The following is an 18066-nucleotide window of genomic DNA, read 5'->3' as shown; positions in this document are numbered from 1 at the left end:
GTCAGTCTCCGAGAAACGCGACGATCAGGCGGTTCACGTCGGCAGCCGCCTCCATCTGCACCATGTGACCGCTGCCGGCGATTACCTCGGCCCGCACGCCATCCGGCAAGCCCTGCGCATGCTGCGCGGGAATCACCTGGTCACGCTCGCCCCAGATCACGAGCGTGCGCGGCGCGAGCGACCCGACGCGATCGCGGAACACGCGCCGCTGGGTCGCGCCGTCGAACGCGGCGTTCGCGATCTTCTCCAGCGCGACCTGCACGCCTTCGAGCCGCTTGTACTTGACGAGATCCTCAACCAGTTGGCGCGTGACGAGCGCGCCGTCCGCGAACAGCGCGCCGAGGTGCGGCTTCAGCGTATTGCGGCTGTTGCCGGCGACGAAGCCGTCGATATAGCTGCGGTTGATGTCGGTGCCGAGCCCGGCGCTCGCGATCAGCGTCAGCGACGCCACACGTTCCGGCGCTCGCTCGGCCGCCGCCATCGCGACCGCGCCGCCCATCGAATGGCCGATCAGGTGCGCGCGGTCGATGTGTTGCGCATCGAGCAGCGCGAGCACCGCATCGGCCAGTTCGTCGAGGCTGCCGGTGTCGACCGCCTTGCCCGACTCGCCGTGCCCGGGCAAATCGAGCGCCCACACGGGCCGGTGCGCGGCGAGTTCCGCATGGTTGAACAGCCAGTTGTTCAGGTCGCCGCCGAAGCCGTGGATCAGCACGGCGGGCGTGCCCGAACCATCGCCCAATTTCAGGAACCGGACCGTGCGTCCGCCGATCTGCGCTTTCTCGGGCTGCGGGCCCGCCGCGTCGTCGGCGGCCTCGCTCGGCGTGAAATCGCGCTGGAAATCGGCGATCGCCGCATCGATGTCGGCATCACTTGCGTCGGCCGCCGCCACCACGCCGAGCAGCGCACCGACCGGCAGCGTCTCGCCCTCCTGCGCGACCTGCCGGCGCAGCGTGCCGTCGAATGCGCACTCGACGCCCGACGAAATCTTGTCGGTCTCGACGTCGAGCACTTCGTCGCCCTTCGTCACGCGCTCGCCAATCGCCTTCAGCCAGCCGTTGACCTGCCCCTGCTCCATCGACAGCCCCCACTTGGGCATCGTGATCATGTGAATCGACATCGTGTCAGCTCCTCGTCTTCAGTACCGCCTGCGCGATTGCGTCGGCGGACGGGATGTACAGGTCTTCCAGCACGCCGGCGAACGGCGTGGGCGTATGCGGTGCGGTCACCAGCTCGATCGGCGCCTTGAGCGACCGGAACGCGCGCTGCGCGACGAGCGCGGCGATGTCGGTCGCGATCGAGCAGCGCGGGTTCGCCTCGTCGACGACCACCACATGCCCGGTGCGCTCCGCGCTTTCGAGGATCGTTTCCTCGTCGAGTGGCGACGTCGTGCGCAGGTCGATCACGTCGACCTGGATGCCGTCCTTCGCGAGCTTCGCGGCCGCGTCGGTCGCGAGATGCACCATCCGCCCGTACGTGACGATCGTCGCGTCGTCGCCGTCGCGCACGACATTCGCCTCGCCGAACGGAATCGCATAGGATTCCTCAGGCACGTCGCCTTCGCGCGTGTAGAGCAGCTTGTGTTCGAGGAAGATCACGGGATCGTTGTCGCGGATCGACTGGATCAGCAGCCCCTTCGCGTCGTAAGGCGTCGACGGGCATACAACCTTCAGCCCCGGGATATGCGTAAACAGCGACGTGAGCATCTGCGAATGCTGCGCGGCCGCGCGCAGGCCGGCGCCGTACATCGCGCGGATCACGACCGGCGTCACGGCCTTGCCGCCGAACATGTAGCGGAACTTCGCCGCCTGGTTGAAGATCTGGTCGAAGCACACGCCCATGAAATCGATGAACATCAGCTCCGCGACGGGCCGCATTCCGCACGCGGCCGCGCCGACCGCCGCGCCGATGTAGCCGCCTTCCGACAGCGGCGTGTCGAGCACGCGGCCCGGAAACTTGTGGAACAGCCCCTTCGTCACGCCGAGCACGCCGCCCCATGCATCGTCCTCGCCCGGCGCGCCCGCGCCGCCTGCATTGTCCTCGCCCATCACGATCACGCTGTCGTCGCGCGCCATTTCCTGCGCGAGCGCCTCGTTGATCGCCTGCGAATAAGTGATCTTCCTTGCCATGTCTGTCTCCTGGGATATTCGGTTCGCCGTGCCGGCTGCCGGTTGCTGGGTCAGGCCGCGTTCACGGGTACGACACGTACACGTCGGTCAGCAGGTCGGTTGCGTCGGGCAGCGGCGCGGCTTTCGCCTGCGCGACCGCGTCGTCGATCAGCGCCTTCACCTGCGCATCGACCGCGCGCAGGTCGTCGGTCGTCAGCGCTTCGGCACGCACGACGCGCGTTTCGAAATGCTTCAGGCAGTCCTTCTCGTCGCGCAGCTTCTGCACTTCGCCCGGCGCGCGGTAGGTCTGCGCATCGCCTTCGAAGTGTCCGAAGTAGCGCGTGAACTTCACCTCGACGAGCGTCGGGCCGCCGCCGTTGCGCGCGCGTGCAACCGCTTCGCCGAGCGCCTCGTGCACCGCGAAGAAGTCGAAACCGTCGACGATCACACCCGGCATTCCGAAGCCGTTCGCACGATCGGCGATGTTGTCGGTCGCGACCGACCAGCTCGACGACGTCGCTTCCGCATAGCCGTTGTTTTCGGCCACGAAGATCGCCGGCAGCCGCCACACCGACGCGAGGTTCATCGATTCGAAGATCACGCCCTGGTTCGACGCGCCGTCGCCGAAGAAGCACACGCCGACGCCGCCCGTCTTCTTGTGCTTCGCCGCCAGCGCGGCACCGCACACGAGCGGGCCGCCCGCGCCGACGATCCCGTTCGCGCCGAGCATCCCCATCGACAGGTCGGCGATGTGCATCGAGCCGCCCTTGCCGTGACAGACGCCGGTCTTCTTGCCGTAGATCTCGGCCATCATCCCGTGCACGTCGACGCCTTTCGCGATGCAGTGGCCGTGCCCGCGGTGCGTGGTCGCGACGTAGTCCTCAAGACCGAGGTGCAGCATCGTGCCGACTGCAGATGCCTCCTCGCCCGCATACAAATGGACGAAACCGGGGATTTCGCCGGTCGCGAACTCGACGTGCAGGCGCTCCTCGAATTCGCGGATCGTGCGCATCAGCCGGTAGGCGTCCAGCAGCTTGTCCCTGCTGAGCTGTGTCGAAACGGTCATGTGTGTCTCCTGGTAGGTCTGACTGCGAATGCCGCCGCGGCAACGCCCCGGCGACGGATTGCACGGCCTGCGGCCGTCAGTGGAACGTGAAGCCGCCGTCGACGTTGACGGACTGGCCCGTCACGTTGTCCATCGTCGCGAAGAACAGCGCGAGCCGGCCCATGTCTTCCGGCGTCTGCGCGCGGCCCTGCGGAATCAGCGTCAACTGGTGCCGCTGCCACGACGCCTCGACCGTTTCGCCGTCGGTCTTCCACTCGTCGGACAGCCGGTCCCACATGTAGGTACGGACGATGCCGGGGCAGATCGCGTTGACGGTCACGCCGTCGCGCGCGAGCTCCTTCGCGAGCGCATTGGTGAAGCCGACGACCGCGAATTTCGATGCGCTGTAATGGGCGAGATTCGGAAAGCCTTCCTTTCCCGCGATCGACGCGACGTTGATGATCCGGCCGCGACCCTGCGCCTTCAGATACCCGAGCGCCGCCCGGCAGCCGAGGAACGTGCCCTTTGCGTTCACGTCCATCACGAAATCCCAGTCACGCTCTGTCAGTTCAGCGACCGGATGAATGCTGATCACGCCCGCACAATTCACAAGGATGTCGAGCCCGCCGAGTTCGGCGATCGCCTGTGCGACCATCGCGTCGACCTGTGCGGCCTGCGTGACGTCGACCTTCGCAATCATCGCTCGGCGGCCCAGCGCGCGCACCTCGCGCGCGGTGGCGCCGAGCGCGTCGTCGAGCAGATCGGCCAGCAGGATGTCGGCGCCCGCACCGGCGAGCGACAGCGCAATGCCGCGGCCGATGCCGCGCGCGCCGCCCGTGACGATGGCGACCTGTCCTTCGAGAGGGGTTGTCATGACGATGTCTCCTTGATGATCGTTATGGATGTCGAAGTCTTGCGTGAAACCGGATGCTCATTCGAGCCACGCGCCGGCGTCGCGCAATACCTGCCGAGACGACGCGTAACGCAGCGTGCGGCCGACATCGACCGTCAGCGGCCCGCACCAGTCGAGCGCGATCTCGTAGCGGTCGCCGCGCGCGACCTCGATCTCGCGCTCGCCATCGAACGCGAGCGTGCCGTGCTCGAACGGAATCATCTGCCACGCCCCCGGTTCGAGCCGTTCGCAGCTGCGCATCACCACGCGATCGACGCGGCCGGGGGCGATCGGCGCGACGAGCGGCGTGCCGGCTGTCTTGCCGTCGGCGGCGAAGCGCATCGCAAGCCCGTGCGGCGCGCTGCGCTCGAGCGGCGCCCACGCGCCGCCGAGTGCGGACAGCCCGATGCCGTCCGGCTCCGCGAAGGTCAAGTAGAGCGTGTCGATATCGTCGGGCGCCGAAATCGCGCGCGCGCCGATGAAGCGCTGGCGTGCCGCGCACACGTCGACGAGCGCGATCTCCTCGCGCCCCGCGTTCGCACCCGCGACGCAGCGCACGACAAGCCGCTTGTTGCGCACGAACGCGACCTCGGCCGGCACGGCGCCGGTCGCGGCGAGTCCTGCCGCGACGCCCGCGACGGTCGCCTCGCGATGTTCGGGAAACGCGTTGTTGGTACCGGTGGACAGCGCGACGAGCGGTGTCGCACCGCAATGCGCGGCCACCGCGCGATGGGTGCCGTCGCCGCCGAGCACGACGATCAGCGCGACTTCCATCCGGTTCATGTACGCGGCGCCCGCCTGTGTGTCTGCGACGGAATCCGAGATCGGCAGGTCGACGAATTCGACGTCGGGCCAGCGCTCGTGCGGCGCGACCGCGCGATGCGTATCGAGCGCACGCATCAGCAGCGTCGCGATGCCCGTCCTGTCGCGCAAGGTCAGCACGCGCTCGACGCCCATCGCGCCGAGGCCGGCGAGCAGGCGCACGACCATGTTGGCCTTTTCCGCGGTCGGGAACACGGATGCATGCGTCGTCAGGCGGCGAATGTCGCGCCCCGATGCGGGGTTCGCGATCACGCCAACGGTCACGGGCGTCGTCACGGGCTTGTCTCCATCCAGTGGGCCAGCGCTCGCGCACCGGCCCTGCATGTGTCGTCCGCCGTCATCGAGGGCAGCGGATCGTCTTCGCCGACGCGACTGCGCCGGGCTTGCCCGTGACATCTGCAAGCGGCGTGCCATCGTGTGTGCAATGACCGGGAAACCCGCGCGCAAACTGGCTCGGCGGACATCCACGCCACCGACATCTGCTGCTGTTACAGCTCGGCGCGCCGCGAGACCGCCCCTGCGTCTCACGCCATCGATCGCGCGACACGCCAGCTTCGGCGGCGTAATCGGCGCTGCTGTCCGGCCGGCAACCCCGACGCACCGCGGCGCGGCATGCAACGCCGTGCTCCGGACCCCATCGCGCTCGCCATGCCCGCGCGTCTCAACCGCGCGAGACCGGCTGAGATACCGGTGAGACGAACGTCTCACGCCGCGCGCGTGCTGCGATGCAATGTGATCCGCGCAAGCGGATGTGCTACAAGAAGATCGAATTCCTCGCCGTACGGAACCGGAGCCGACCATGCCCTATGCCGTCCCCCAGGCCCAGCACGCCGACCGTGTGCTCGGCGCGCTCGCCGGACGCCTGCCCGCGCCGGCGGACTCCGCGCGTCTCGTGTCGTCGTGGCAGCGCTCGCTCGAGCGCTACGCGCTCGACCCCTCGTCATCGATCGGCCCGCGCGTGCTCACCGCGGCCGAGCTGCGCGAGGTGCGCGACAAGGAGGAGGCGTTCCTGCGCGCCTCGGGCCAGTGCCTCACGCGCCTGCACGACATGATTCGCGTCGCCGACTACTGCGTGATGCTGACCGACGCGCACGGCGTGACGATCGACTACCGGATCGATCGCGAACGCCGCACCGACTTCCGCCATGCGGGGCTGCACATCGGCTCGTGCTGGTCGGAGAGCGAGGAAGGCACCTGCGGCGTCGCGAGCGTGCTGACCGATCTCGCCCCGATCACCGTGCACAAGACCGACCACTTCCGCGCCGCATTCACCACGCTCACCTGCAGCGCGGCCCCGATCTTCTCGCCGGGCGGCGAACTGATCGGCGTGCTCGATGCGTCGGCCGTCCAGTCGCCCGACGGCCGCGACAGCCAGCGTCTCGTGTATCAGCTCGTGCGGCAGAGCGCGGCGCTGATCGAGGATGGGTATTTCGTGCACAGCACCGCGCAGCACTGGATATTGTTCGGGCATCCGAACCGTCACTACGTCGAGGCACAGCCCGAATGGCTGATCGCATTCGACGAATGCGGCAACATCGTCGCCGCGAACCGGCAGGCGCGCGACGCGCTGCCGGCGCTGCGCGAACCGCGCCATATCGACGAGATCTTCGATGCGACCGAGATGCCGCTGCGCGACGCCGCACGGCTCGATGCGATCGTCGCGCTGCGGCTGCGCGCGACCGGTGCCCCGCTCTATGCGCGACTGCGTGCGCCGCTACGGCGTGCCGGCCGCGAAACCGGCACCGCATCGCGCCGCCCCGGCACCGCGCAGCGTCATGTCGGCGCGCTGACGCCGTTCCTGAACAGCAGCGACGCGCGCGTCGCGCAGCAGGCCGAACTCGCGCTGCGCGTCGCGAGCAAGCGGCTGCCGATCCTCGTGCTGGGTGAAACCGGCGCGGGCAAGGAAGTGTTCGCGCGCGCGATCCACGACGCCGGTGCGCGGCGTGCGCGGCCGTTCGTCGCGGTCAACTGCGGCGCGCTACCCGAAGCGCTGATCGAAAGCGAACTGTTCGGCTACGCGGCCGGCGCGTTCACCGGTGCGCGCAAGCATGGCGCGCGCGGCAAGATCGCACTCGCCGACGGCGGCACGCTGTTCCTCGACGAAATCGGCGACATGCCGCTCACGCTGCAGACGCGCCTGCTGCGCGTGCTCGCCGACGGCGAGGTCGTGCCGCTCGGCAGCGATACGCCCGTGCGCGTCGATCTCGACGTGATCTGCGCGACGCACCGCGATCTCGCGCAGATGGTGGCCGACGGCACGTTCCGCGAGGACCTGTATTACCGGCTGAGCGGCGCAACGTTCGAACTGCCGCCGCTGCGCGAGCGCGCGGACGTGCGCGACGTGATCGCCGCGGTGTTCGCCGAAGAGGCGCAGGCGACCGGCCACGTGCTCATGCTCGACGCGACGCTCGCCGAACAGCTCGCTGCCTATCCGTGGCCCGGCAACGTGCGCCAGCTGCGCAACGTGCTGCGTTATGCGTGCGCGGTGTGCGACGCCGCGCGCGTGACGGCGCGCGACCTGCCGGCCGATCTCGCCGCTCAGCTCGGTGCCGGTCCGGCCGGCGCGCTGCCGGACGACGAACGCAGCCGCATCGTCGCGGCACTCACCGCGCATCGCTGGCGGCCCGACGCGGCCGCGGAAGCGCTCGGCATCTCGCGCGCGACGCTATACCGGCGCATCGCGAAGCACCGGATCGTCGCGCCGCACCGCGCGTAATGCGCGAGCGCGCCTACCGCTCATGCCTCATGCACGGCTGCTTCGCGCGCGTTCGCGGTGTCACCGGTCTCGCCGGCCGCTTCGTCGCGCCGCGTGAACACCTCGTGTGCGGCGAACAGCGCGTTGAGCGCGGCCGGAAAGCCCGCATAGACGGCCATCTGCATGAACACCTCGACGATCTCGTCGCGCGTGCAGCCGACGTTCAGCGCGGCCTCGATATGCACCTTCAGTTGCGGCTGCGCGTTGCCGAGCGCGGCCAGCGCCGCGATCGTCGCGATTTCGCGCGCTTTCAGGTCGAGCTGCGGCCGGCTGTAGATGTCGCCGAAACCGAACTCGACGATCAGCCGCCCGAAGTCCGGCGCGATCGGTGCGAGGGCCGCAATCACGCGCTCACCCACTTCGCCGTCGATTTCCTTCAGTTTGTTCCAGCCGCGCGTATAGCGGTCTTCAACGAGTCGTTCCATTGTGTCCGTCCTGTTCCGATAGAGCGTGAGAAGGTTTTGCCCGTCGTGCCATATCCCGCTCCTGTGCCTCATAGTTCACGATCTTGTCGCTGATCACGTCGAGGCTCGCCTGCAGCTCCGCGATATGCGCGCGCACCGCGTCGCGATGCGCGACCAGCAGGCTGCGCCGCGCACCGAAGGTCGACTCGCCTTGCGCGCGCAGTGTCGCGAATGCCTGCATCTGCGCGATCGGCATGCCGGTCGCCTTCAGGCGCATCACGAAGGCCAGCCAGTCAAGGTCGGCCGGCGCATAGAGCCGGTGCCCGGCCGCCGTGCGCGAAATCGCGCGCAGCAGGCCGGCCTGCTCGTAGTACCGCAGCGTATGCGTCGACAAGCCGGTCATTTCGGCGACCTGGCCGATCGTCAGCGGGCCGGCGGAGGAAGGTTGGGATACGGTTTTCGACATGGCAGGAACAAGGTTAGGAGTTAGAGTTCACTCTAAGTCAAGCCCTGTCGAACAGCCAGCACGACGAATATCGGCGACGCCCCGGCAACACCGTAAAGAATGGTCAAAATCGCCGCCCGGCGCGGGTTTCGGTCTTTACAGCGACGCAAGCCTTCAGCAAGATTCGGTCAGCTTGTCTCAAAAAGGGCACGCATTTGTCCTATGCTTAACGGCGACGCCCGGCCAGGCCTCGCGCCGTCGTCCGTTGCAACAGCCATTCATCCGTCAGAACCAGGGAGCCTTTGCCATGCTGAAAAAGCTGCTGATGCTGTTCGTCGCGCTGTCGCTGTCGCTCGCCGCCGGTCTCGCCGCGGCCGTCGAAGTCAACACGGCCGACCAGGCCGCGCTCGAATCGGTGAAGGGGCTCGGGCCCGTGAAGTCGAAGGCAATCATCGACGAACGCACCAAGAACGGCCCGTTCAAGGATGCGGACGATCTCGCGAACCGCGTGAAGGGTCTCGGCACGAAATCGGTCGGGCATCTCGAGGAAAACGGCCTGACGGTCGGCGGCTCGTCGACGCCGCCGAAGGGCGTGAAGCTGTCGAAGCCGGCCGCGACCACGTCGGCCACGACGTCGGCGGGCACCGCGTCGACATCGACGACCGCGACCGCCGGCACGACGGCGACGGCACCGGCCGCGAGCGCACCCGAAGCGGCAACCAAGCCGGCGAAGAGCAAGCGCGCATCGAAGAAGGACAAGGCGGCCGCAGCCGCGGCGGCATCCGCCGACGCGGGCGCGAGCGCGCCGGCCGCAGCGTCGTCCACGAAGGCGGCGAAGGGTTCGAAGAAGAAGAGCAAGAAGGACAAGGCAGCCTCCGCCGCCGCGGCGTCGGGCGCCTGATGTGCGCCGCGCGCGCGACGGCGTGCGCGCGGCATTCGATCAACGGGCGCCGTCGTTGCGGCGCCCTTTTCAGTGAAGGTGAAGAACCATGGGTCTCCTCGACATCGTCGGTGGTCTGATCGGCGGCCAGGCCGGCGGCAACTCGCAAAGCGCACTCATCACGACCGCGCTCGAATTCATCAACAACCAGCCGGGCGGCCTGAACGGGCTGATCGAGAAGTTCAAGGCCGGCGGCGCCGGCGACATCATCGGCTCGTGGGTCGGCACGGGCGAAAACCAGCCGATCTCGGCGGACACGCTGCAGAACGTGCTCGGCTCCGACGCCGTCGGCGCGCTCGCGAGCAAGGTCGGCATCGATCCGTCCCAGGCATCGTCGATCCTCGCGCAGGTGCTGCCGCACGTCGTCAACGGCGCGACGCCGAACGGCGAAGTGCCGGCCGGCGGCCAGGTCGACACGTCGAACGTGCTCGGCGCTCTCACGCAGCTCGCCGGCATGTTCGGCGGCAACAAGCAGGCCTGAGCCCGCACGCACCGCACCGGCTGACGGCCGCGGCAGCTATTTCGGCCGCTCCATATGCAAACACCCCGCCTGAGCGGGGTGTTTGTTTTTGCGCGCCCGGCGCGAACCGGGCGTGCGGCCGATGACCGGCGATCAGTGCACGACGCGGTCGAACACGAACTTGCCGTCGTTGACGTCGACCGGGATCACGTCCTTCGGACCGAAGCGGCCCGCGAGGATCAGCTTCGCGACCGGGTTCTCGATCTCCTGCTGAATCGCGCGCTTCAGCGGTCGCGCGCCGAACAGCGGATCGTAGCCGACCTTGCCGATCTGTTCGAGCGCCGCCGGCGACACGTCGAGCGCCATGTCGAGCTTCGCAAGCCGGTCGTGCAGGCGGGCGAGCTGGATCTTCGCGATCGACTCGATATTGCTGCGATCGAGCGCGTGGAACACGACGACGTCGTCGATCCGGTTCAGGAACTCCGGACGGAAGTGCTGCTTCACCTCGAGCCACACGGCGTCCTTGATCTCTTCCTGCGGAGACCCCGTCATGGCCTGGATCACCTGCGAGCCGAGGTTCGACGTCATCACGATCACCGTGTTCTTGAAGTCGACCGTACGGCCCTGCCCGTCGGTCATGCGACCGTCGTCGAGCACCTGCAGCAGTACGTTGAACACGTCCGGATGCGCCTTCTCGATCTCGTCGAGCAGGATCACGCTGTACGGCTTGCGGCGCACGGCCTCCGTCAGGTAGCCGCCTTCCTCGTAGCCGACATAGCCCGGCGGCGCGCCGATCAGTCGCGCGACGCTGTGCTTCTCCATGAACTCGCTCATGTCGATGCGGATCAGATGCTCTTCCGAATCGAACAGGAACGCCGCCAGCGCCTTGCACAGCTCGGTCTTGCCGACACCCGTCGGGCCGAGGAACAGGAACGAGCCGTACGGACGGTTCGGATCGGCGAGACCCGCGCGCGAACGACGGATCGCATCCGCGACCGCGCTGATCGCCTCGTGCTGGCCAACCACGCGCTCGTGCAGCTTTTCCTCGATGTGCAGCAGCTTCTCGCGTTCGCCCTGCATCATTCGCGACACCGGAATCCCGGTTGCGCGCGACACGACTTCCGCGATTTCTTCCGCACCGACCTGCGTGCGCAGCAGGCGCGGACGCGTCGGGTTGTGCTGCTCCTGCTCTTCGGCCTGCGTAACCTGCTTCAGTTGCGACTCGAGTTGCGGCAGCTTGCCGTACTGCAGTTCGGCGACCTTCTCCAGCTTGCCTTCGCGCTGCAGACGCGCGATGTCGGCCCGCACCTTCTCGATCTCTTCCTTGAGCTGCGCGCTGCCCTGCACCGCGGCCTTCTCGGCGGTCCAGATCTCATCGAGGTCCGCATATTCGCGGCCCAGACGCTCGATCTCTTCCTCGATCAGCTGCAGGCGCTTCTGCGATGCCTCGTCCTGCTCCTTCTTCACGGCCTCGCGTTCGATCTTCAGCTGGATCAGACGACGGTCGAGCTTGTCCATCTCTTCGGGCTTCGAATCGATTTCCATCTTGATCTTCGATGCAGCCTCGTCGATCAGGTCGATGGCCTTGTCCGGCAGGAAACGGTCGGTGATGTAGCGGTGCGACAGCTCGGCCGCGGCGACGATCGCCGGGTCGGTAATGTCGACGCCGTGGTGCAGTTCGTACTTCTCCTGCAACCCGCGCAGGATCGCGATCGTCGCCTCGACGCTCGGCTCGTCGACAAGCACCTTCTGGAAGCGGCGCTCGAGCGCGGCATCCTTCTCGATGTACTTGCGGTATTCGTCGAGCGTGGTCGCGCCGATGCAATGCAGCTCGCCGCGCGACAGCGCCGGCTTCAGCATGTTGCCTGCGTCCATCGCGCCTTCGGCCTTGCCGGCGCCGACCATCGTGTGGATCTCGTCGATGAACACGATCGTCTGGCCTTCGTCCTTCGCGATGTCGTTGAGCACGGCCTTCAGGCGCTCCTCGAACTCGCCGCGGTACTTCGCGCCGGCGAGCAAGGCGGCCATGTCGAGCGACAGCACGCGCTTGCCCTTCAGCGTTTCGGGCACTTCGCCGTTGACGATCCGCTGCGCGAGCCCTTCGACGATCGCGGTCTTGCCGACGCCCGGCTCGCCGATCAGCACCGGGTTGTTCTTGGTGCGGCGCTGCAGGATCTGGATCGAGCGGCGGATTTCGTCGTCGCGGCCGATCACCGGGTCGAGCTTGCCCGCGCGGGCGCGCTCGGTCAGGTCGACCGTGTATTTCTTCAGCGCCTCGCGCTGGCTCTCCGCGTCCTGGCTGTGCACCTGCGAACCGCCGCGCACCGCGGCGATCGCGGCTTCGAGCGCCTTGCGCGTGAGGCCGTGCTGACGGGCGAGCTTGCCGGCTTCGCCCTTGTCGTCGGACACGGCGAGCAGGAACATCTCGCTCGCGATGAACGTGTCGTTGAGCTTCTGCGCTTCCTTGTCGGCCTGGTTCAGCAGCCCGGCCAGCTCGCGGCCGATCTGGATGTCGCCGCCCGTGCCCGTCACTTGCGGCAGGCGCGAAATGGCCTCGTTCAGCGCGCCTTGCAGCGCCTGCACGTGAACGCCTGCGCGCGACATCAGCGAGCGGGCAGAGCCGTCCTGCTGCGCGACCAGCGCCGCCAGCACGTGAACGGGTTCGATGTATTGATTGTCGCGACCTGCCGCGAGACTTTGCGCGTCCGAGAGCGCTTCCTGGAACTTGGTGGTGAGCTTGTCGATTCTCATTTAGTGAGACCTCCAATTTTCGATTAACACCAAGATGAGGATCGTTATACGGGTTTCAAGCGAAATTCGGGTTGATTCAGCGCAAAAATTGCCGGATGGCGATGTGGCGGCCTGCGGGCGCGCCGCGGCCGGCCGAGGAGGGGCTGCGCCGGCGTGTCAGCCGGCTTTCGAGGATGATTCGGCGGACGCAGGCGCGTCATCCACCGACGGCTCGGCACGCACCAGCGCGATCGGACGAATGCCCAGCAGCGCGACGAGCGGCGACGCGGGTACGGCGAGCTCGCCGAGCGTGTGGCGGTCGAGTTCGGTGAAGAACGCGTCGCGCGCGGCCGCCAGCACGCCCTTCAGGCGGCACTGGGGCTCGATCACGCAGCCGCGCGACTCGCCGCCGTCGGCCGAAAAGCAGCCGACCAGCGCGAAATCGCTCTCGGTCGCGCGCACCACCTGCCCGACCGTCAGCTTCAGCGAGTCGGGGAACAGCCGCAGCCCGCCGTTGCGGCCGCGAACGGTATCGACCCAGCCGAGCTCGCCGAGCTGCTGGACGACCTTCATCAGATGGTTCTTCGAGATGCCGTAGGCGTCCGAGATCTCCTGGATCGTCGCGAGCCCCTCGCCGCGCACGGCGAGGTACAACATGACGCGCAACGAGTAGTCGGTGTAGTCGGTGAGTCTCATGAGCGAATACGGAAAATTATCGATCGTGCCCCGATGATGCGAGCCGGGTCAATCGAAGCGCGCGCCGGATCGACTGTCCGGGCCGCTTGACGGCGCCGGGTTGCCGGGACGGCCTGCGCGCAATAAGATGCGTGGCATCTACACATTTTTCAGGCATCAGTGGACGCTATTTTGCGTCAAAATCCTGTCGGCGTCCTGCGCATTGCCCGCGCTGCCGTTCCGCCGGCACGGTGCCGACGCCCCGCCAACGCCCCGATTTTCCGGCCCTTTTTGCCATGACTGCCCTGCCCGCCTCGCCCGATACCGTGCCGGCCCGCCCCCGCGACGCCGAACCGACCGAAGACAACATCCGCGATCTCGTGTACGCGTTCTACGACCGCGTGCGCGCCGATCCGCTGCTCGGCCCCGTGTTCGACGCGAAGCTGAACGGTCGCTGGGACGACCATCTGCCGAAGATGGTCAACTTCTGGTCGAGCCTCGTGCTCGGCACCAAAGGCTATCGCGGCAACGTGCAGCAGGCGCATCAACCGCTCGACGGGATCGAGCCCGCGCATTTCAGCCGCTGGCTGTCGCTGTTCCTGAAGACCGTCGAGGGGCGCTACACGCCGCCCGCGGCGATCCGCTTCATGGAACCGGCGCTGCGGATCGCGCAGAGCCTGCAGCTGAGCCGCTTCGGCTGGGATTATCAGATTCCGCCCGAGCAGCAGGCGCTGCTCGATGCGATCGCACCGCGTCGCCGCGACGCGGGCGACGATCCGCATGCGCTGCCGTCACGCGCCCGCGGCGAGCCGTTTCCGACGAAGATCATCGGGCGCGGCGTCGATCCGGACGCCTGAGCGGCTTGCGACAATCGAACGGCCTGCGGCACAACGCCGCACGCCCCAAACGCTGCGCTCAGCGCGGCGTGTTGCCCGATTCGACGCCCCAGCGCGCGAGCGCCGCATCGTCGGTGCTGCGGGCGTCGACCCAGCGTTCGCCGTCCGGCGTCGTTTCCTTCTTCCAGAACGGCGCCTCGGTCTTCAGGTAGTCCATCACGAACTCGCACGACGCGAACGCGTCGCCGCGGTGCGACGCGACCGTCGCGACCATCACGATCTGGTCGAGCGGCAACAGCCGGCCGACGCGATGCACGATCGCGACGTCGATCCCGGGCCAGCGCCTGCCGGCTTCGGCGGCAATCTTCTCGAGCGCCTTTTCGGTCATCCCCGGATAGTGCTCGAGTTCCATCGCGGCAACCGAATCGCCTTCGTTCAGGTCGCGCACCGTGCCGACGAAGCACGCGACCGCGCCGATCTTCGGGTTGCGCGCGCGCAATGCCGCGACTTCGGCGTTCAGGTTGAAATCATCGGTCTGGATTCGTACGGTAGCCATCGTTCGGTCCTGTCGACCAGAGTTAGCGCTTTAGCGCTTACTCTGGTCCCATGCTTCGCGGTCGACCAGAGTTGGCGCTTGAGCACTTCCTCCGCTCCCATGCTTCGCGGTCGACCAGAGTCAGCGCTTGAGCCCTTCCTCTAGCCCCATGCAAAGCTCAGCCGCCGGTCACCGGCGGAAAAAACGCGACCTCGCAGCCGTCGGTAAGCCGCGTCTCCGGGTCGGTCATCTCGTGATTGCACGCCATGCGCAACGCGCGCCCTTCGGCGAGCGTCTCGGCCCACGCGCCGCCGCGCAGGCGCAGCCATGCGCGTACGTCGCCGACGGTCGTCACGCCGTCCGGCACGTCGGCCTGCTCGTCGGATACGCCTAGCGCCTCGCGCACGCTTGCAAAGAATTTCAGCTGAATCTTCATAGGTCGGGAAGCCATCGCATTACGACAGCAGTTCGGAAAACGGAATGAAACGCACGGTCTCGCCCGCGCTGATCGCGTGCTGCGGCGGATTGTCGATCAGGCCGTCGCCCCAGACCGTCGACGTCAGCACCGCCGAACTCTGGTTCGGGAACAGGTCGAGACCGCCGGCGGCATTGACGCGCGCGCGCAGGAATTCGTTGCGCCGGTCGCCCTTGCTTTGCGAGAAGTCCGCGCGCAGCGACAGCGCGCGCGGCGCGACGTCGCGCACGCCGGACAGGCGCAGCAGGAACGGCCGCACGAACAGCAGGAACGTGACGAAGCTTGACACGGGGTTGCCCGGCAGCCCGATGAAGTGCGCATCGGGGCGTGCGTCGCCGCGGCGCACCGCGCCGAACGCGAGCGGCTTGCCGGGCTTCATCGCGATCTGCCACAGCGCGAGCCGCCCTTCGGCCTCGACTGCCGGTTTCACGTGATCCTCGTCGCCGACCGATACGCCACCGCTCGTCAGGATCACGTCGTGATCGCGCGTGGCCTCGCGCAGCGCGTCGCGCGTCGCGGCGAGCGAATCGGACACGATCCCGTAGTCGGTCACATGGCAGCCGAGCCGCTCGAGCAGCCCGCGCAACGTGAAACGGTTCGAGTTGTAGATCGCACCGGGTTTCAGCGGCTCGCCGGGCATCGTCAGTTCGTCGCCGGTGAAGAACACCGCGACGCGAGTCCGCCGCGCGACCGACAACTGCGCACAGCCGACCGATGCGGCGAGGCCGAGCGCCTGCGGCGTGAGCCGCGTGCCGGCCGGAAGGATCACCGCCCCCTGGCGGATGTCCGCGCCCTGCGCGGTGATCCATTCACCGGCCTTCGGCGTGTGCAGGATCTCGACCGCATCGCCGTCAGCCGACGCCTGTTCCTGCATCACGACGGCGTCGGCGCCGGGCGGCACCGTCGCGCCGGTGAAGATCCGCGCGGCCGTACCCGCCGCGAGTGGCACGGCCGGATGGCCGGCCGGGATCCGCTGCGACACCGGCAGGCGCCGTTCGCCGTGCAGCAGGTCCGCGACGCGCACCGCATAGCCGTCCATCGCGCTCGTATGCATCGGCGGCACGTCGAGCGGCGAGCTCACGTCGGCCGCCAGCACGCGGCCGAGCGCATCGAGCGTCGCGACGGTTTCGGCGCCGGGCAGCGGCTTCGCAGCTTCGAGCAGCGCGGCGAGCGCTTCCGCGGTCGACAGCATCGGCGCGCGCGGCGCCACGGAATTCGGATTCGACATCGATGGAATCGGGGGATCGTTGGAGTCAATACGTCATTGTAGCGACGCCGTCGCGCGGACGTGCGATATGGCGGACATGCGAAAACTGTGATCGGCGCGAAAGCGCGGCACTGGCACTTGTTTCGCGCGGCACCGGACGGCATGCGCGCGCACGGCCGGCGCCAAACGAAACGGCCGGAACCCCGATCCGTGAGACGAATCGGCATTCCGGCCGTCCAGCACCGCCGGCCTTGCGACCCGGTGGCCCGACGCTACGTTACGCGCCCGTATGCGCGGCGATGAAGTCCTTCACCTGCTGCGCGTCGGCCTTCACGACCTCGAAACGCTGCGGCAGCGCCTCGAGCCCGTCGAATGCGGCCGGCCGCTCGGCTTCGCGATCGAGCGCTTCGCGGATCGTCTCGCCGAACTTGATCGGCTGGGCCGTTTCGAGCACGACCATCGGCACGCCCGCATCGAGATGCTCGCGCGCGACCTTCACGCCGTCGGCCGTGTGCGTATCGATCATCGTGTCGTAGCGCGAGAACACGTCGCGGATCGTCGCGATGCGGTCCGGGTGGCTGCTGCGGCCCGACACGAAGCCGAACTCGGCCACGCGCGCGAAATCGCCGCTCGCCGCGAGATCGAACCCGCCCTTCTCCTCGACGTCGCGGAACAGCTGCATCACACGTGCCGGATCGCGGCCGAGCAGGTCGAACACGAAGCGCTCGAAGTTCGACGCCTTCGAGATATCCATGCTCGGGCTGCTCGTGTGATACGTGTTCTCCGCGCTGCGCACGCGATATGCGCCGGTGCGGAAGAACTCGTCGAGCACGTCGTTCTCGTTGGTCGCGACCACGAGCTTCGCGATCGGCAGGCCCATCATCCGTGCGATGTGGCCCGCGCAGACGTTGCCGAAGTTGCCCGACGGCACCGTGAACGACACGCGCTCGTCATTGGACTGCGTCGCCGCGAAATAGCCCTTGAAGTAGTACACGACCTGCGCGACGACGCGCGCCCAGTTGATCGAGTTGACGGTGCCGATCTTCTGCTGCGCCTTGAACGCGTGATCGTTCGATACGGCCTTCACGATGTCCTGGCAGTCGTCGAACACGCCTTCGACCGCGAGGTTGAAGATGTTCGGATCCTGCAGGCTGAACATCTGGGCCGTCTGGAACGCGCTCATCTTCTTGTGCGGCGACAGCATGAACACGCGCACGCCGGCCTTGCCGCGCATCGCGTATTCGGCCGCGCTGCCCGTGTCGCCCGACGTCGCGCCGAGAATGTTCAGCGCTTCGCCGTGCTTCGCGAGCGTGTACTCGAACAGGTTGCCGAGCAGCTGCATCGCCATGTCCTTGAACGCGAGCGTCGGGCCGTTCGACAACTCGAGCAGCGACAGTGCCGCGCCGTTCTCGGTGCCGAGCGTCTTCAGCGGCGTGATGTCGGACGCGTTCTCGCCGTGGCGCGTGTTGCTGTACACGGCCGCCGTGTACGTGCGGCGCGTGATCGCGCGCAGGTCGTCGGCCGGCACGTCGTCGCAGAACTTCGACAGGATCTCGAACGCGAGATCCGCGTACGGCAGCGTGCGCCAGCGCGCGAGTTCGTCGGCGGACACCTTCGGGTACTCGGCCGGCAGGTACAGCCCGCCGTCCTTCGCAAGACCGCCGAGCAGGATGTCGGAGAACGTGTGGCGCTCGCCGATGCCGGCGCCGCGCGTGGAGATGTAGTTCATCATGTCGTTCC

17 protein-coding genes are annotated in these 18066 nt (G+C 67.7%); 4 read left to right on the top strand and 13 right to left on the bottom strand.

All coding sequences use genetic code 11. From position 1 onward, the window contains the following. Position 1 precedes the first annotated feature (1 nt). The 5 genes from DIE15_RS11010 to DIE15_RS10990 form a co-directional block, all read right to left on the bottom strand. A complete protein-coding gene (locus DIE15_RS11010; RefSeq protein WP_057925268.1) occupies positions 2 to 1117 on the bottom strand; it encodes an acetoin dehydrogenase dihydrolipoyllysine-residue acetyltransferase subunit in 1116 nt (371 codons plus the stop codon). A gap of 4 nt (positions 1118 to 1121) precedes the next feature. After that, positions 1122 to 2126: an alpha-ketoacid dehydrogenase subunit beta gene (locus DIE15_RS11005; RefSeq protein WP_124833198.1), complete on the bottom strand. Its 1005-nt coding sequence runs from the start codon at positions 2124 to 2126 to the stop codon at positions 1122 to 1124. A 61-nt stretch (positions 2127 to 2187) separates the two neighbouring features. Continuing rightward, on the bottom strand, positions 2188 to 3171 hold the full coding sequence (locus tag DIE15_RS11000; protein ID WP_057925270.1) for a thiamine pyrophosphate-dependent dehydrogenase E1 component subunit alpha: 984 nt from the start codon (positions 3169 to 3171) through the stop codon (positions 2188 to 2190). 76 nt (positions 3172 to 3247) lie between these two features. Next, positions 3248 to 4024 (bottom strand): SDR family NAD(P)-dependent oxidoreductase, encoded by a 777-nt coding sequence (locus tag DIE15_RS10995; RefSeq protein ID WP_124833197.1) that lies wholly within the window; start codon positions 4022 to 4024, stop codon positions 3248 to 3250. A gap of 57 nt (positions 4025 to 4081) precedes the next feature. After that, complete coding sequence (locus tag DIE15_RS10990; protein WP_057925272.1) at positions 4082 to 5140, bottom strand: ATP-NAD kinase family protein; 1059 nt, start codon at positions 5138 to 5140, stop codon at positions 4082 to 4084. A 523-nt stretch (positions 5141 to 5663) separates the two neighbouring features. On the opposite strand from DIE15_RS10990, the gene DIE15_RS10985 reads away from it, so the two are divergent. Then, positions 5664 to 7580, top strand: a complete 1917-nt coding sequence (locus tag DIE15_RS10985) for a sigma-54-dependent Fis family transcriptional regulator (RefSeq protein WP_124833196.1) — start codon at positions 5664 to 5666, stop codon at positions 7578 to 7580. 20 nt (positions 7581 to 7600) lie between these two features. Here the strand turns inward: DIE15_RS10985 and DIE15_RS10980 are convergent, their stop codons facing one another. Together DIE15_RS10980 and DIE15_RS10975 are read right to left on the bottom strand one after the other, a co-directional pair. Then, on the bottom strand, positions 7601 to 8044 hold the full coding sequence (locus tag DIE15_RS10980; RefSeq protein WP_057925274.1) for a carboxymuconolactone decarboxylase family protein: 444 nt from the start codon (positions 8042 to 8044) through the stop codon (positions 7601 to 7603). Beyond that, positions 8028 to 8489, bottom strand: coding sequence for a MerR family transcriptional regulator (locus tag DIE15_RS10975; protein ID WP_057925275.1), 462 nt, complete (start codon positions 8487 to 8489; stop codon positions 8028 to 8030). Before DIE15_RS10975 ends, DIE15_RS10980 begins: the two co-directional genes overlap by 17 nt. A 286-nt stretch (positions 8490 to 8775) precedes the next feature. Between DIE15_RS10975 and DIE15_RS10970 the strand changes: the two genes are divergently transcribed. Both DIE15_RS10970 and DIE15_RS10965 read left to right on the top strand, forming a co-directional pair. Then, positions 8776 to 9369, top strand: a complete 594-nt coding sequence (locus DIE15_RS10970; RefSeq protein ID WP_124833195.1) for a helix-hairpin-helix domain-containing protein — start codon at positions 8776 to 8778, stop codon at positions 9367 to 9369. Between the two features lie 88 nt (positions 9370 to 9457). Further along, positions 9458 to 9889 (top strand): YidB family protein, encoded by a 432-nt coding sequence (locus tag DIE15_RS10965; RefSeq protein WP_057925277.1) that lies wholly within the window; start codon positions 9458 to 9460, stop codon positions 9887 to 9889. Positions 9890 to 10021: 132 nt separating this feature from the next. On the opposite strand, the gene clpB is transcribed toward DIE15_RS10965, so the two are convergent. Next, the gene (gene clpB, locus DIE15_RS10960) at positions 10022 to 12619 is read right to left on the bottom strand and encodes an ATP-dependent chaperone ClpB (RefSeq protein ID WP_057925278.1); all 2598 of its coding nucleotides are present in this window, start codon (positions 12617 to 12619) and stop codon (positions 10022 to 10024) included. Between the two features lie 156 nt (positions 12620 to 12775). Continuing rightward, positions 12776 to 13294, bottom strand: coding sequence for an Rrf2 family transcriptional regulator (locus tag DIE15_RS10955; protein ID WP_057925279.1), 519 nt, complete (start codon positions 13292 to 13294; stop codon positions 12776 to 12778). 275 nt (positions 13295 to 13569) lie between these two features. Between DIE15_RS10955 and DIE15_RS10950 the strand changes: the two genes are divergently transcribed. Continuing rightward, positions 13570 to 14130, top strand: a complete 561-nt coding sequence (locus DIE15_RS10950) for a group III truncated hemoglobin (protein ID WP_057925280.1) — start codon at positions 13570 to 13572, stop codon at positions 14128 to 14130. Between the two features lie 58 nt (positions 14131 to 14188). Here DIE15_RS10950 and DIE15_RS10945 read toward each other — a convergent pair whose 3' ends face one another. The 4 genes from DIE15_RS10945 to thrC all read right to left on the bottom strand — a co-directional run bounded on the left by DIE15_RS10945 (position 14189) and on the right by thrC (position 18055). After that, positions 14189 to 14665 carry a molybdenum cofactor biosynthesis protein MoaE gene (locus DIE15_RS10945; protein WP_057925281.1) on the bottom strand — a complete coding sequence of 159 codons (477 nt, stop codon included), beginning with the start codon at positions 14663 to 14665 and terminating at the stop codon, positions 14189 to 14191. A gap of 157 nt (positions 14666 to 14822) precedes the next feature. Then, complete coding sequence (moaD, locus tag DIE15_RS10935) at positions 14823 to 15080, bottom strand: molybdopterin converting factor subunit 1 (RefSeq protein ID WP_011885003.1); 258 nt, start codon at positions 15078 to 15080, stop codon at positions 14823 to 14825. A 19-nt stretch (positions 15081 to 15099) separates the two neighbouring features. After that, positions 15100 to 16347, bottom strand: coding sequence for a gephyrin-like molybdotransferase Glp (glp, locus tag DIE15_RS10930; protein ID WP_124833194.1), 1248 nt, complete (start codon positions 16345 to 16347; stop codon positions 15100 to 15102). A gap of 256 nt (positions 16348 to 16603) precedes the next feature. Then, positions 16604 to 18055 carry a threonine synthase gene (gene thrC / locus DIE15_RS10925; protein WP_057925435.1) on the bottom strand — a complete coding sequence of 484 codons (1452 nt, stop codon included), beginning with the start codon at positions 18053 to 18055 and terminating at the stop codon, positions 16604 to 16606. Between the last annotated feature and the right edge of the window lie 11 nt (positions 18056 to 18066).

Source organism: Burkholderia sp. Bp9031 (assembly GCF_003857965.1).
In the GTDB taxonomy this organism is placed as follows: domain Bacteria; phylum Pseudomonadota; class Gammaproteobacteria; order Burkholderiales; family Burkholderiaceae; genus Burkholderia; species Burkholderia ambifaria_A.
Note: the sequence above shows the minus strand (reverse complement) of the source record. Positions and strands in the feature narration are given on the sequence as shown.